This window comes from Candidatus Borrarchaeum sp. (genome assembly GCF_019058535.1).
GTDB classification, from domain to species: domain Archaea; phylum Asgardarchaeota; class Sifarchaeia; order Borrarchaeales; family Borrarchaeaceae; genus Borrarchaeum; species Borrarchaeum weybense.
Window position 1 is genome coordinate 1 of the sequence record NZ_JAHPYX010000046.1, and the last position, 13,103, is coordinate 13,103.

The following is a 13,103-nucleotide window of genomic DNA, read 5'->3' on the forward strand; positions in this document are numbered from 1 at the left end:
AGACTCATCAAACACTGCTGGATAGTTTTAACTTCACCAAATCGTGCGGTCATATAGTTCTCGCCATGAAACAACAGGTTATAGCCGATGCGTTTCACGCGGTTATAGATGGTGAGGATCTCATGGAGTTGATGTTTTTGTATCTCATCGGGATACATTCGGAATTTGATGGTCTATATCATGGTGATCGACGACTCCTTTATATCTTAGAGGACAGTTCATTAATAAACCACACAATTTAGTACACATCTCGCACCTTATCGCACAAAGCATTGAGTTCAAATAGGAGAAAATTGATATGGGGCATCATCCTGTCATCAATTTGGCAGAATTTTGGGCTTATGCAGTTAACTCCTACTTATGCAGTTAATTAGACCCGTTGATGACTCCTGCTTTGACAGAATTGTAAGCAATATGTTTTCGTAATTTTAATGCTTACTTCTCGTTTTCTTGAAATACGATAAGCCCCTGCCTTAGTGCTATGGCAAGATATCGTATTAAGTCTATAGTCAGCGAAAGAGTCAGCTCAGTAGTTGATTTTGGAGCAGGTCCTGGATGAGGCCCTCCATAATGTAAAAAGTTGCTAATGGCGGTCGCTAAGTTCCTTAATTTGCTGGGAAATTCGCTTGATTCTTCAGCCCCTTCCAGAAGTATTAATTGTGGTAGAAACTTCTGTTTTAATACATCTAGAGAATTTCTTATAGCAGTCCTGGCACCTTCAATGTCACCTTCTTCTAACCTTAACCAAGCATCCCATAAGTAACTACTAGCCTTATTAAGAATAGGTTGCTCTAAACTTAATAAAAGCAAATTAGCTTCAATTTTAGAGAAATATTCTGATACTCTAAAAGTGTTATAGCCTATTATTCTGTTTTCTAAGGGTAAGAACGGTTTTCCGTCGTATTTTATAATGATGAATGTTATTTTGTAGTTTTTTCCGATGTTAAATTTTGAGACCATATTTTCAGGTAACAATAAGCATAGTACGTTTTTATTTAATCCCTTATTCCAATATTGATCTGTTTTTAACTGAAGTCTCTCAAATGGTTTGAGTCTCTTTATAAGTTTATTTTGTTCGTCCCTAAGTTCAACGAGATAAATTTCGAGGCCTCTGTCTCTAGATAAATGAGGAAATTTATCATGTAATCCATTCAGGTCAACATAATAACCTATATCTGTATAAGAAACTGTTTTAGAAGCCATTATAACAGGCATTTTAATTCACCTAACTCTTTTTACACTTGTACGACAACTATCGTCACTTTTCAGCAATTTTATGGCATAAATTGTATTTTTGTGCATATTTATATCAGCCCAAAAACAATTGAGCGCTCTTTTAATTTCAAATTTTCTTGAAATTCATTTGATCACCATTTCAAGTTCCTCTATCAAGCGATTCACAGCAGATTGCCAACTGAAATTCCCTTTCGCCCAATACACAAAATTATGACTGCAATAAGACCATGCTTCCATGAATTTCTGCCAAGTTATTCCTACTTTTGATAAAACCTCTTTCCAACCCCACTCCGACCATAGTTTTTTTGTGAGCCATGTTCCTTGTTTTATACTAGCAATTGTCAGCCCTTTTGTGCCTTCTTTGTGTATTCTTATTTTCCACTCCTCCTGAAGATTTGTATCTTCAGGAGGTATTTTTAGTTCATTCTTGAGGTTTGTCATGTAATACCCCTATATACTTAATAATATGTATTATGTAGTATATGTATTTTTCCCTCATCGATCAATAATAATAACTCCTATCTTAGAGCAAAAACAGTAACAGAATTTACTATGAAGAAATTTAGAAAATTAAAAATTAGAGGTTAATAACATTTCATTGATCTGAATTATTGATCTCGGATGTGTATTGATTTTGCCAGAGTTTATTGATAAAAACAAGATTAAAGATAAAATTGTAGAAAAACATCCTGACTCAAAACCAATAGTAGATGACATGGTGAGATTATTTGAAAATTGCATAAAAAAGAATTTCAACGAAATTAACTTCATACCGCAGGATGAATCCGTTAAGACTTTGCTTTACTTTATTTCTAGGTCAGAGACGTATAGGGAGTTTTTAAAATTATGGGATACAAGTTTTGGAAAAAAGATTGATGGCTTAACTTTCAATAAACGGAATTTCTTAGATATTTTTCTTCCTATTTTTTTGCAAGAGATCGAAGGTCCTCTTAAAAGACAACTCTCAGTGATTACGTTTCTCTTAGGAATAGATGAGGGCATTAAGGTAACTTGGGCAGAATCCACTCAGGAATTTCTTAGTAATCTCATTACAAAGGGATTAGCTTATGCAGATAATTACCCTGCGATAAAAACTATTTTTGAAGAATTAACCGCAGGAAACCAACTCTTTCGCTTGATTAGGAACTGTATAGCACACAGCGACTATTTTATTGTAGTGCAAGACATGAATGTGTGGGTAGTATTCTTTGATAGGAAAAGAAAAATTCCACCTCAAAAATTCACGTTTGAAAGACTATGGAACGGATTGGATTGGACGCTTACCCTAATAGAAATTTTACATGCCATCGTCTATATCTGCATCGAAATGATAAAAGAGATTTCATAACAAAAAACTGTAAAACTGCAAAGGAAGCCATACTCTTTTTTCTTTTTTCGTGGTCTTAATTAAAAAAATTTATCATTTAATTATTGTATCCGGTGATACGCCAGGTACTATCGCCCACGAAGACAGAGTGCAGCATGAGCCGTTAATTAAACCTAAATACTACAGTGGGCTTGCAGGCAAATAGAATTGGAAGTTATTCATTAGTATCAGAAGTTCTTTGTTGTTTTGAGTTTAAAAACCTTAAAAACTAAAGATAGTAAGATAAAGTAAGCCAGTGTGCTTTTTGCAAGTCACGTTTTTAGCTCTAAAGGAGAAATTTAATGTGAATCAAAGTATATCAAAAAATTTTGAATCTGAAGTCAGAATTTTTGTAAAGGATATCACTGCTTTTCGTAAAAAACTAAAAAATCTCAACGCAGAATCCGTTCTTTCTTATCGTTTCAATGATCACTGCTACAAGCCTAGAAAAGGATCAATAGAAGACTGGGATCCAAGTCGAAAAACCATGAGACTTCGAGCCTGGAGTCATCCTGAGATATATTCACAAATTCTTTTTTCAAAAACAGAGATTCTTGAATGGAATGACCTTCAATATAAGAGAACAGTCTATCCACAAGGTAAATTGGAGTTATTCCGTGGTGAGAAAAGATACGCAGAAGAATTATTAAAAGATTGGGAATTCGAAGAATGGTTTATCGTTGAAAAAAGGAACGGTGAATTGTACAAAATCAAAAACAAATCAATAGGAGAGTTTGTTATTGCTCTCGAGAACATTTACTCTCAAGGTCAAAGTGTCGGTTATTTGGGAGAGCTGGAAGCATGGGGAACCGATATGAATGAAGTTGCACAGAAAATCTATGAAAGAATGCACATTTTAGGAATTACTACAAAGGAAATAACGTTTAGATCTCTTCCCGCAATCGTTTATCAGAAAGTAATCAAATATTTAAGCCAAAAACACCTATCTACTAATCATGTCTCAAGAGTATGAAAGCGATTTTCTTGCTGAACTTTATAAGGACATTCCTAAGCTTGGAAAGGCTGAAACAACAAAAAAGGCGCTTTCAATGTTAAAAGGCTTACCTCCTGAGCCTACTATTTTAGATGTAGGCTGCGGCACAGGTATGTCGAGTATCGAACTCGCAAAAATGTCTGCCAAAGTAGTTGCATTAGACATTAACCAAACTTTTCTTGATATACTAAGAAATAACGCTGCGGCACAGGGTGTTGCAGATAACATCCAGACCATCAACAAGTCAATGTTTTCCATGGATTTTGAAGAAAACAGTTTTGACGTGATATGGTCGGAAAATAGTATATTTATCGTCGGCTTTGAAAAAGCACTCAAAGAATGGCGTTTTTTTCTAAAAAAAGGTGGGTTTTTGGTAGTTTCTATTATCGCAAAACTGAAAGACAACCCTCCAGTTGACGCAAAGAAGTATTGGGAAAAAGTATACCCATCTATTAAATCCCATAATGAAATTCTCAAAATCATCGAAAAACAGGGATACAAATTAATAAGTAGTTTTACGCTTCCAGAGTCTGATTGGTGGGATAATTGCTGTGCTCCACTAGAAAAAAAGATTCTAACTTTACGGGAAAAATATGGGGACAAATTTAAGAGAGAATTAGATATGAACCAAAACGAAATAGATTATTTCAGAAAATATGGTTTTAAATACTACGGGATTGTTTTCTACATAATGCAAAATTAGGATAATAGAGAAATTTGATTTAACTTCTGTCAGCTAAATGGTTTAATGCATTTAAATAGATTAAATAATCTTAGAGATTAGTTGACCAACTAAAACCTCTAAGATTAATTTGTTTTTTGCATGATGTGAGCTACCTCGTGCTAAAGCCTTGAGGCTTCCTGCTTCAACGACAGACTCGATCCCCTTGGCGGGTTACGGAGGTCTTATCTCCACAGGCTTAAAATCCCTACGCCCCGTAGGTACTTATAGACTTTATCACTCTAAACCATATAAACCTAGCGCAATTGCATGATATAAAAAATGGATCGGAAAGCCTTAGGATTTTTCTTATATGCGTCAATTTCATTTTGATAGCTTTTAACTACCTCAGGTACCTTTGGATCGTCCTTATGTTTGTTACGAACCTCATGTATTCGTTTTTCTAAGGGTTCATAATACTCAGTCCACCACACATCATCAGGTAAGTGAAAATGATTTATGAGTACATAGCCATATTTTGGAATAATTCTTAGTTTTCTTTCCTTATTTTGCACATCATCATGAGCCACAATGAAACCCTTAATCTTAAGCAGTCTCCTCCATTCCTTTAACGCTCTTTCAAAGCCGATAGGAGTGAGCGCGCCTTCTGCCCATATTATATCAAAGCTCTCACTTTCAAAATCAAGTTCAAATAATGAACAATTTATAGTTTTAACACGGCTAGATAAACCCAATTTTCTTACCTTCTCCTTTAATTCATCCAAAGCACTTTGATCAATATCTATTCCAATTATCTCACCATTGCTTAATCTTGCCAATTCTAAAGTTGGAATTCCCGAACCACAGCCAATATCAAGAATTCGGGGGTTATTTATCTTTGGTAATATTTCAAAAGCCTTCCTTGTATATTTGAGGAATGTTTTTCGAAGTTGTTCTGCATATATCTCAATTTCTATCTCCTTTGACATTCTTTTTCCCCTTGTATAATCTTTAAATTGCCTTTTCTTAGTTTTTCAACTATACAGATGATCTTTCAAACTTCAATACAACTGATGTTTCAATTTGTCTTTCGGGAATATTCCAATATTTACGAAGAAGTCTGTCCTTTTCTTTAGGTGCCACTAACTTGAACCCATATTTCTCATAGAATTGAATTGCCCAAGTTGCATCCTCCCAAGTTCCTACTAAAATTTCAGGAGTCTTCGCCAAACTCATCAAATATGAGAGAAGTTTCCTGCCAATTCCTCGCTTTTGGTATTTTGTAAGTATGTAAGCATGTCTAATCAAAGTAGTATCTTTAATGGGTTGAAATCCCATTACTCCAATTAAGACGTCGCCTTCTTCCCAACCGAAGAATTTTACACCCGCGTCAACTTCTTCCTTTAGTTCTTCCATTGGCATGTATGGTTCTTTCCATCTATCAGCGGGAATTATTCCTTCATATGCTTGCGCTGCATCATTTATCACTCCAAAAATAGTTTTATTATCTGAAGAAGTTAAAATGCGAATCATTATTAGTCCTCAAATAATTAGATGCAAACTAATCCTCGTTTTTTAGATTTTTCCCAACGTACAAAAGATGTAGCCTAAAACATAAGCCTTAATAGGACGAGTGAAACATTGAAAATTGACGGCTTGGTGTCAAAAGGTTGTGATCGAATGTGCTTAGCTATTCCAGCAGAAATTATTGAGCTAGAGGATAATGATTATGCTATCGCCGATTTTGGCGGCGTTAGGCGCAAGATAATCGTTACCTTGATTAAAGATGTCAATGTAGGGGATTATGTCATAGTACATACAGGATATGCCATCAGTAAACTGAGTAAAAAAGAAGCAGTTGAAAGTTTAGAGTTATGGGATGAGGTTTTCGAGGTTATAAATAAAGATTTAAAAGTGTAAGTTTATGAGAGATCTGTTAAGGTCATTAAACATTTGGATAGTCTTGATTACTGTTTTATCAATCCTTTTAATCGTTAATTATGTCTACTGGCACATTCCAGCTACTTTCAGACTATTGTATTTTCCTGAACCAGCAAGATTTTGGAATGTGTTGATTCCATTTTATGATGGTATTTGGTTCTGGATATTAGTAGGGATTTTACTCTGCTTAATTCTTATTTTTGCCATGCACTATCAGATTTACGAAAGAAAAGAATTAAATTCTGAAAAAGAGATTTAAATGATTTTGCAACGAAAACTCATTGCTAACTTAGATTTAAACGACTGTTATTTCTTTTAACTCAATTGGAATCAGCAGAAGAAGTTAGTTCTTCTGCCTTGTTATAATATTCAACTGCCTTTTCGTGATCGTGCAATGTATCATAAACAAGTCCTAGATTGTACCATGCTATGGCTAATTTAGGATTAATTTTCACTGCGAGTTTAAAACACTCAATTGCTTTTTCAAGACTATCTAGTTTATAATAAGCCCATCCCATGAACAGCCATGTTTCATCAAGATCAGGATCAATCTCGATTGCTCTTTGATAGCATTCTATTGCTTTTTCATACTCGGTTAACCTTCCATAGGTTTTACCCAAGAAATACCACGCATCCGCATATTCAGGTTGGATCTCAAGAACCATTTCATATTCTTCGATAGCTTTTTTGTACTGATTTTGATTGAAATATTCATATCCTTTTTCAAGATGCTCTTCTACCGACATTATAAGTTCCTCTTATCAAATCATCTAGGAATATCTACACAATCAATTAAACTTTAACAATTTTGTTTTTGACATTAGTTCAAGATGTTTCCATCATTTTGCTTTCTTTGGTATACAATTGTATACTTATGTGTACCTGCATTTTCATATTGCTTTCAATTGCTTTAGTTCTAGTTTTGTGTAAAATCTGTGTTTTTCTTTTCACTTGTGTAGAAGATTATCCTATTAATTAAAAAATCAATTTAAAATATTATAACAAACTGTATTTCTTTCACGAAGAGGGAACTGACATGTACAAGCTTACAGAGCTAACTAATTTACTTCCTAAATTAACATTGTTTACAATCAAAGCTGGAAATGAACCAAAGGAAACTAGAGCATGGAGAATTTGGAACTATACTGACAAGTATAAGGATGTTACTATGGGAGACATCCTCAAAAGAGAAGATCATGCATTTTTTGGACCAAATCATGTACCGCCAGAATCACACATGTATTTTATGGCAGAAAATATGAGCCTCACAACTATTGAAAGGAATATCAAGTCAAGAGTAATAGAAACATCTGAACCTCAAATTATATCGATGTTAAAGGAATATCGAGGGCTATTTCAAAGGTTATTATATATTAGATCACTCCCTGATGTAGATCTAAAGACACTCGCAGCAGAAGGGCAGATTTTGAATCAAATCGACGAACTTAAGGAAAGATTTAGTACTATTCAGATGAAATTTGAAGGCGATCTTCCTGAGAATATTTTGGAAACTATAGGAGACAAGGCTGCATGGCTACACTTAAAAGGCTATATTCTACTGCTAGCCTCTAGAAATGAAAACATCGGATATTGTCTTGATATTTTAAATGAGATGTTTGAAGAGTCAAGACAAGAATTTCCTTCATTTGCGGCAAATCTCAGGATTGAGAATTCAATTTCTGTGAGTCAAATTACTGAAGATATGATCGAAAAAGAAATGTTAGATCCTGAAATATCCAAAATTGAAGCAATTAGTTTTTTATCAAATCTTTGGGAAACTTTTAGGAAATTAGAAGACACCCCAGTCGACAGGTTCTACCTTCACGATCTATTTGGAAAAAGTTCATTTAGACACTCACAGCGCTTTAAGAAAGCAAATGAAGTCAATTATCTGGTTGTTTCTGAGAAAATCTGTAAAGATCACCTCTCTTTGTAAACACGTCGACAACGTTCAGGAATTATAAAAGAAGAAATGAAAATCAGTGCCGCTATCTGACTCAAACAACAGCTGAAGTGATCGAATTCCAAAACTCTTGTATTCATCTCGATGCTCTTGAACATAAAAATGTGGGTGACTACGTAAGTATTCATTTGTCTCTTTATTTAGTATTAAGCTGATTTTCTCTCGTTCGAGACCCTGAAATAGCATTAGAGGAATAACCAATGTGCATCCATAAGAAACTTTCATTGTCTCAATGGTTGATTTAGTTAATTCTCTTACGGAGTCCAATATAATAGTTGATACGCTATCAGGCAATTCCGATTCGATAAGTTCCTTTTTTATTGCACAAGCCTTTTCGAACTCTCCTGTTTCAATGTTTTTTGTAAGATCTGCTAAAGATGTTCGTAAAGTTTCTATTTCCTTTGCCTTTCGTATTTTCAAGATCTGATCATTTTCAAGTTCAATAGGTGGTATGACAAGTTCAAAATTCAATATTGTAGAAATTTCCTTTTCAATTCCAGCGTCTATTAGTTCTTTACACGTTTTATCTTCTTTTACGATTTTCAAGTATTCACGGATGGTTTCTACTTCTTTAAGATTTGCGAAAAATAGTGGATTAAGGTCTTGCGCTTCCTCGAAACAACTAATCACTGGAAAGACATTATTGTTCTTTCGCAAAAAACAAGCATCGTAAATCAAAGGGGCTCTATTTATGGTCCGAAACGATAATTCTTTCTCATCCTCCGGGACTAACATCCAAAACTTTTCAAACTCTACTTCATTTCGTTCGAAAAGTGCTTTAACGATATCAAATACCTTCTCTCTATCCTTGAAAGGGTTGTCCGAATAAGCATCATGTAAATCTTTAAGCGAATATTGGCGATTTATGATCTGAGGTGAAAGCATCTTATAAAACTTCAACATCCCTTCATATTTTTCTAATGCACCGATTTTTGCACTATCTATTCCATAAAACTCGCTGGCATACCGAGCTATTGATTCACTTCGGCTCATCATAGTAAAGGCAGCATTTTCAAGTGCTGAGAGATAGGGGTATTCAGGGAATTCTTCCTCTATTGTTCTATTGTACAACCTATCGAGATACTCCTCAGTTTTGGTCACATCAGTATCTATTAAAAACAAAAACAATTCGTTTTCAAAAAGTAAGATGCGTTTATAAACAAAATCGAATGTTAGGTGAGGTGATGCTAGCAACACGTTATCGAATAGCAATGTCTCAGTTAATAATTGATTTTCGATCGTAGGTGCATGTTTATCCATAGTTACTCCTTTTCTGGACGCCTCGCTTATTGAAAACAAATCCTTCACTCCTAATTTTCAGAGGTTTTTTCTTTTAGTTATAAATAATTCTTGAAGGTTTATTAGGATGGCAATAATAATAAATACATCCACATTAGACGGCGGGAAGTTTATTTCCGCTTGGTGAGGTCTTTCACTTGGCAAGAATATACGAAATGATGGTACATTTACGGGAATCAGCTGAACCAATGACTCAAGAAGAATTTGATATAGAACTTGAAAAGCATCATAAATTTATAAACTCAGGTGGCGCTGGTGGCAGATGGGAGACTTTTGTGACTAAAGGTGGCATGAAAGAAGGTTCAATATTTGGAGTTTACGTGGGAACCAAAGGTTCTGAAGGTGAACAACTCAAACTAAGCCATACAAACCTAGAAAAACTAAATCTAGAGAATACGTCACTCACTTATGCAGATCTTGTTGGAGTCCTTTGCAGGAATCAAAACTTAAGAAATACCGATTTAACTGGTAGTCTTAGTACAGATTCAGATTATTCAGGATCAAATTTTGAAGGAGTAGACTTTTCTAATGCTGATTTTTCCAGATCCAAAATGATTAATTGTGACTTAAGTAAGGCTAATCTCACTAACACCGACATGGAAGATGTAGATTTAACAGGTTCTGATCTTCGTGGTGCAATCTTAGATGGAACTAGGTTCAAGAATACTATTTTGGAAGATGTAGCTTCAGACTATGAAATAACCGCTTCTAATACGTAACGAGAATAAAACTCAAAAAAAGAAAAAAATAAAAAAGTAAATCTAACAAAAAAATTTGCTCTAGTCTCTAATATCAAGCGTTTGTAGAATATTTTTCTCCAGATCGTACACCCTGACAAGATGATTATTTGTATCTGTTATATACAACATATTATCAAATAATTCAACATCGCTTGGCTCGTATAAGCCTAATTTATCACAGTCAGGGTCGTCAACCTTACAAACGGTTTTCATTCCGGGTTTTCCTATAAGACTAGAAACTTCTTTTGTCATCAAGTCAATTACACGGATAGCGCCGTTATAAGTATCCGCAACATAAATCTTGTTAACGGTTGCAAAGACGCCTAGAGGATGTTGAAATAGTGCCTGGTCTACAGGGCCATCCTGATGTCCAAATACAAATAACCCTTGACCAACTATTGTTTTAACCTGCTTTTGTGTAAGATCTACCTCTCTGATCGCTGAAACCTCGCTATCTGCAAAGTACAATTTGTTGCTGAATATCGAGAGCCCACTTGGCTGCGCAAGCTGTGCTTCAAGATTTTTTCCATCAACTATATTCTCGCGTCCACTTCCCGCAAATCGTCTAACTATTTCAGTTTCTACATTGTACACCCAAATTTGGTGATTTCCAGCCATAGCAATGAAAATCAGATCATCTTTACTGGCTAAATCCCACGGGGAAGAAATGGCGATGTCTCTGCCTTTCCCACCTTCTGAAAGCCATGGACCTTGTTCTCCAGTGCCTACAAGTGTAATTACTGTTTGATTTTTCATATCTATTCTGCGCAAAGCATGGTTTTCAGTATCTGCAACGAAAATATCTCCATCTTTCCAGAGTACACCTTGCGGTCTAAATAAAGTAGCAGTCTCAAAGTCTCCATCCGTGAAGCCAATCTCTCCTTTGCCGATGATCTGTTCAATTTTCCCTGAAAGATCAGTCACAAGGATTCTATTGTGGTTAGAATCGCTTAAGGCGATCTTGCCATCCTCTGATATGGATATCTTCCCAGGAAAAGCTAGTGTTGATGTGATCTCTACAGGTTTATACTTAATTTCTATTGGTTCTTTTGCGAGGACTCCCTTCTTGGCATATTCCTCCAAGAGAATATCGATCACGTCTTCTAATGCCTCTTTTTGAGGCTCTCCAGATCTTCTAAAGAATATATCTCCTTTAGGGTCTACAATAACGATAGTAGGCCATGCATTAACACCATAACTCCTCCAGATAGTCATTTCCTCGTCTGTAACAACTGGATGATAGATCTCATAGCGCGCAATGGCCAGCTCTATATTTTGTGTAAGTTGCTCATTTTCAAACTTGGCAGAATGCACTCCAATGAACACAACAGGCTTGTGTTCATATTTTTTCTCAAGTTCTGCAAGGACTGGGAGCGCATGCATACAATTAATGCAACAATAGGTCCAGAAATCCAGAACAACGACGTGTCCTTTAAGTTTTTCAAGAGACAACTCCTCTTCTGTATTTAGCCAGTCGAAAAACTTAGGAAATTCAGGTGCCTTCATTTTAGTAAAGTTTTGATCAAATAAAAAATTCATTTCCTTTTCCTCCAATCACACTTCTATTAATTTGATCTCAACTCTAAGTCTTTAAACTTATCATAAGGGCAAATTCGTCTAGGTTTCAGAGGAAACTTGTGACTAGCTCTAAATTTTCCTTTCGACCCTAGCAAAAAAATACTGCACTTAGACATATATGACTATAGAAAGAAGCACTCTTGAAGCAAAAAAACTAACCGTTTACTCTTCCTTAAACTCATAAAATCCTTCTATTTAATAACTGAAAACTCACAAAAATTAGCATCGCCGCAATTATCCCTATTGAAATATAGTGACAAAACATTTAACCGAATTAGATCTTACTAAGATTAGAAGGATGATAACATGAGTGACACGAACTCCCAAACAAAATATATTGTAGACGAAAATGGCCAAAAAACAGCAGTAGTTCTTCCAATCCAAGAATATGAAGAACTCTTGGCAGATCTACATGACCTCGCTATTATTGCTGAACGTCGAGATGAGATTACACTATCTTTTGAGGAAATCAAAGAGAGATTAAAGAAAGGAATTCCTGAGAATCAGCATCTTTATTAATGTTCTGAGGCTATAAAAAAGCGAAATAAACGTATCTTTTAGACAAGAGCGTAAAATAATATTGTCAGACGGTGATATGGATGAGTGAGCCTGAGATCACTACCATAAGTGAGAAAGGACAAGTTATCATCCCGCAAAAACTGCGAGATATGCTTGGATTAACACCTGAGACAAAATTATTGGTTTATGGTTATGGAGACACAATAATCATGAAGAGACTTGAACTGCCGGATGTGGAACGCGAACTGGAAACTCTATGGGATGAGATAGATAAAAAATCAGCGGACAAGCGTAAGCTAACAGAAGATGAAATTCTAGAAGAGATTCAAAACTATAGAAAGGAAAAGTGAAAAAAGGCGTAGATGAATGCTCAGAGTGCTCCTGGACACCAATGTCTTAATCTCCGCCTTAATCAGTAAAGGTAAACCTAGAACACTTTTACGTCAAGCCTACAAGAATAAATTTATGCTAATTCTATCAATAGAAATCCTTAATGAATTCATAAATGTAGCTAGTCGAGAGTATTTTCAAGAATATGTAGACGAAAGGGAAATCGCTGAATTTACAAGAGCTTTAGCAAGTCTAGCACATTTCATAATAATAAAGTCAAATTTTGAGGTTATAAAAGAAGACCCCGATAACGATATTGTGTTAAGAACAGCGTATGATGGAAAAGCAGAATATATTGTGACAGGTGATAAACATCTTTTAGCCTTAAAGGAATTCAGAGAACTAAAAATTATAACAATTGGTGAAATGCTAGAACTATTACAAAACAAATGAAACTTAAAAGATTTTTTATTTCA

Annotated in this window: 18 protein-coding genes; 11 read left to right on the top strand and 7 right to left on the bottom strand. The window is 35.1% G+C overall.

The annotated features are described in order from the left end of the window. On the top strand, positions 1 to 242 hold a 242-nt coding region (locus QVB70_RS02510; protein ID WP_287583037.1), incomplete at its 5' end, for a hypothetical protein. 193 nt (positions 243 to 435) lie between these two features. Here the strand turns inward: QVB70_RS02510 and QVB70_RS02515 are convergent. Together QVB70_RS02515 and QVB70_RS02520 are read right to left on the bottom strand one after the other, a co-directional pair. Then, positions 436 to 1,215 carry a hypothetical protein gene (locus QVB70_RS02515; protein WP_287583039.1) on the bottom strand — a complete coding sequence of 260 codons (780 nt, stop codon included), beginning with the start codon at positions 1,213 to 1,215 and terminating at the stop codon, positions 436 to 438. 144 nt (positions 1,216 to 1,359) lie between these two features. Continuing rightward, positions 1,360 to 1,677 carry a hypothetical protein gene (locus QVB70_RS02520; RefSeq protein ID WP_287583041.1) on the bottom strand — a complete coding sequence of 106 codons (318 nt, stop codon included), beginning with the start codon at positions 1,675 to 1,677 and terminating at the stop codon, positions 1,360 to 1,362. Between the two features lie 193 nt (positions 1,678 to 1,870). Between QVB70_RS02520 and QVB70_RS02525 the strand changes: the two genes are divergently transcribed. From QVB70_RS02525 to QVB70_RS02535, 3 genes are all read left to right on the top strand, one after another. Then, on the top strand, positions 1,871 to 2,584 hold the full coding sequence (locus QVB70_RS02525) for a hypothetical protein (RefSeq protein WP_287583043.1): 714 nt from the start codon (positions 1,871 to 1,873) through the stop codon (positions 2,582 to 2,584). A 322-nt stretch (positions 2,585 to 2,906) separates the two neighbouring features. Then, positions 2,907 to 3,575, top strand: coding sequence for a hypothetical protein (locus tag QVB70_RS02530; protein WP_287583045.1), 669 nt, complete (start codon positions 2,907 to 2,909; stop codon positions 3,573 to 3,575). After that, positions 3,559 to 4,299, top strand: a complete 741-nt coding sequence (locus QVB70_RS02535; RefSeq protein WP_287583046.1) for a class I SAM-dependent methyltransferase — start codon at positions 3,559 to 3,561, stop codon at positions 4,297 to 4,299. The genes QVB70_RS02530 and QVB70_RS02535 overlap by 17 nt, the downstream gene beginning before the upstream one ends. 275 nt (positions 4,300 to 4,574) lie before the next feature. On the opposite strand, the gene QVB70_RS02540 is transcribed toward QVB70_RS02535, so the two are convergent. Both QVB70_RS02540 and QVB70_RS02545 read right to left on the bottom strand, forming a co-directional pair. After that, positions 4,575 to 5,246, bottom strand: coding sequence for a class I SAM-dependent methyltransferase (locus tag QVB70_RS02540; RefSeq protein ID WP_287583047.1), 672 nt, complete (start codon positions 5,244 to 5,246; stop codon positions 4,575 to 4,577). 49 nt (positions 5,247 to 5,295) lie between these two features. Continuing rightward, a complete protein-coding gene (locus tag QVB70_RS02545) occupies positions 5,296 to 5,790 on the bottom strand; it encodes a GNAT family N-acetyltransferase (protein ID WP_287583049.1) in 495 nt (164 codons plus the stop codon). A 108-nt stretch (positions 5,791 to 5,898) separates the two neighbouring features. Between QVB70_RS02545 and QVB70_RS02550 the strand changes: the two genes are divergently transcribed. Together QVB70_RS02550 and QVB70_RS02555 are read left to right on the top strand one after the other, a co-directional pair. Further along, positions 5,899 to 6,177 carry a HypC/HybG/HupF family hydrogenase formation chaperone gene (locus tag QVB70_RS02550; RefSeq protein WP_287583052.1) on the top strand — a complete coding sequence of 93 codons (279 nt, stop codon included), beginning with the start codon at positions 5,899 to 5,901 and terminating at the stop codon, positions 6,175 to 6,177. A 4-nt stretch (positions 6,178 to 6,181) separates the two neighbouring features. Further along, positions 6,182 to 6,457: a hypothetical protein gene (locus tag QVB70_RS02555; protein WP_287583053.1), complete on the top strand. Its 276-nt coding sequence runs from the start codon at positions 6,182 to 6,184 to the stop codon at positions 6,455 to 6,457. A gap of 61 nt (positions 6,458 to 6,518) precedes the next feature. Here the strand turns inward: QVB70_RS02555 and QVB70_RS02560 are convergent, their stop codons facing one another. Then, entirely contained in the window at positions 6,519 to 6,944 is a 426-nt protein-coding gene (locus tag QVB70_RS02560) for a tetratricopeptide repeat protein (protein WP_287583055.1), read from the bottom strand. 290 nt (positions 6,945 to 7,234) lie between these two features. Here QVB70_RS02560 and QVB70_RS02565 point away from each other — a divergent pair, with 290 nt between their 5' ends. After that, positions 7,235 to 8,134, top strand: coding sequence for a hypothetical protein (locus QVB70_RS02565; RefSeq protein WP_287583057.1), 900 nt, complete (start codon positions 7,235 to 7,237; stop codon positions 8,132 to 8,134). A gap of 15 nt (positions 8,135 to 8,149) precedes the next feature. Here QVB70_RS02565 and QVB70_RS02570 read toward each other — a convergent pair whose 3' ends face one another. Beyond that, positions 8,150 to 9,421, bottom strand: coding sequence for a hypothetical protein (locus tag QVB70_RS02570; RefSeq protein WP_287583059.1), 1,272 nt, complete (start codon positions 9,419 to 9,421; stop codon positions 8,150 to 8,152). A 176-nt stretch (positions 9,422 to 9,597) separates the two neighbouring features. Here QVB70_RS02570 and QVB70_RS02575 point away from each other — a divergent pair, with 176 nt between their 5' ends. Continuing rightward, the gene (locus QVB70_RS02575) at positions 9,598 to 10,179 is read left to right on the top strand and encodes a pentapeptide repeat-containing protein (protein WP_287583062.1); all 582 of its coding nucleotides are present in this window, start codon (positions 9,598 to 9,600) and stop codon (positions 10,177 to 10,179) included. Positions 10,180 to 10,239: 60 nt separating this feature from the next. Here the strand turns inward: QVB70_RS02575 and QVB70_RS02580 are convergent, their stop codons facing one another. Further along, complete coding sequence (locus tag QVB70_RS02580; protein ID WP_287583064.1) at positions 10,240 to 11,739, bottom strand: thioredoxin-like domain-containing protein; 1,500 nt, start codon at positions 11,737 to 11,739, stop codon at positions 10,240 to 10,242. A 345-nt stretch (positions 11,740 to 12,084) separates the two neighbouring features. Between QVB70_RS02580 and QVB70_RS02585 the strand changes: the two genes are divergently transcribed. From QVB70_RS02585 to QVB70_RS02595, 3 genes are all read left to right on the top strand, one after another. Then, entirely contained in the window at positions 12,085 to 12,297 is a 213-nt protein-coding gene (locus QVB70_RS02585; protein ID WP_287583066.1) for a hypothetical protein, read from the top strand. Between the two features lie 80 nt (positions 12,298 to 12,377). After that, positions 12,378 to 12,647 (top strand): AbrB/MazE/SpoVT family DNA-binding domain-containing protein, encoded by a 270-nt coding sequence (locus QVB70_RS02590; RefSeq protein ID WP_287583069.1) that lies wholly within the window; start codon positions 12,378 to 12,380, stop codon positions 12,645 to 12,647. Between the two features lie 16 nt (positions 12,648 to 12,663). Continuing rightward, the gene (locus tag QVB70_RS02595; RefSeq protein ID WP_287583070.1) at positions 12,664 to 13,080 is read left to right on the top strand and encodes a putative toxin-antitoxin system toxin component, PIN family; all 417 of its coding nucleotides are present in this window, start codon (positions 12,664 to 12,666) and stop codon (positions 13,078 to 13,080) included. Positions 13,081 to 13,103: the final 23 nt, after the last annotated feature.

What these genes read in the sequence shown, in the direction of transcription:
- QVB70_RS02570 (WP_287583059.1), bottom strand. Translation starts at nt 9,421, where the DNA reads ATGGATAAACATGCACCTACGATCGAAAATCAATTATTAACTGAGACA.
- QVB70_RS02545 (WP_287583049.1), bottom strand. Translation starts at nt 5,790, where the DNA reads ATGATTCGCATTTTAACTTCTTCAGATAATAAAACTATTTTTGGAGTG.
- QVB70_RS02565 (WP_287583057.1), top strand. Translation starts at nt 7,235, where the DNA reads ATGTACAAGCTTACAGAGCTAACTAATTTACTTCCTAAATTAACATTG.
- QVB70_RS02585 (WP_287583066.1), top strand. Translation starts at nt 12,085, where the DNA reads ATGAGTGACACGAACTCCCAAACAAAATATATTGTAGACGAAAATGGC.
- QVB70_RS02535 (WP_287583046.1), top strand. Translation starts at nt 3,559, where the DNA reads ATGTCTCAAGAGTATGAAAGCGATTTTCTTGCTGAACTTTATAAGGAC.
- QVB70_RS02595 (WP_287583070.1), top strand. Translation starts at nt 12,664, where the DNA reads ATGCTCAGAGTGCTCCTGGACACCAATGTCTTAATCTCCGCCTTAATC.
- QVB70_RS02520 (WP_287583041.1), bottom strand. Translation starts at nt 1,677, where the DNA reads ATGACAAACCTCAAGAATGAACTAAAAATACCTCCTGAAGATACAAAT.
- QVB70_RS02515 (WP_287583039.1), bottom strand. Translation starts at nt 1,215, where the DNA reads ATGCCTGTTATAATGGCTTCTAAAACAGTTTCTTATACAGATATAGGT.
- QVB70_RS02590 (WP_287583069.1), top strand. Translation starts at nt 12,378, where the DNA reads ATGAGTGAGCCTGAGATCACTACCATAAGTGAGAAAGGACAAGTTATC.
- QVB70_RS02560 (WP_287583055.1), bottom strand. Translation starts at nt 6,944, where the DNA reads ATGTCGGTAGAAGAGCATCTTGAAAAAGGATATGAATATTTCAATCAA.
- QVB70_RS02540 (WP_287583047.1), bottom strand. Translation starts at nt 5,246, where the DNA reads ATGTCAAAGGAGATAGAAATTGAGATATATGCAGAACAACTTCGAAAA.
- QVB70_RS02555 (WP_287583053.1), top strand. Translation starts at nt 6,182, where the DNA reads ATGAGAGATCTGTTAAGGTCATTAAACATTTGGATAGTCTTGATTACT.
- QVB70_RS02580 (WP_287583064.1), bottom strand. Translation starts at nt 11,739, where the DNA reads ATGAATTTTTTATTTGATCAAAACTTTACTAAAATGAAGGCACCTGAA.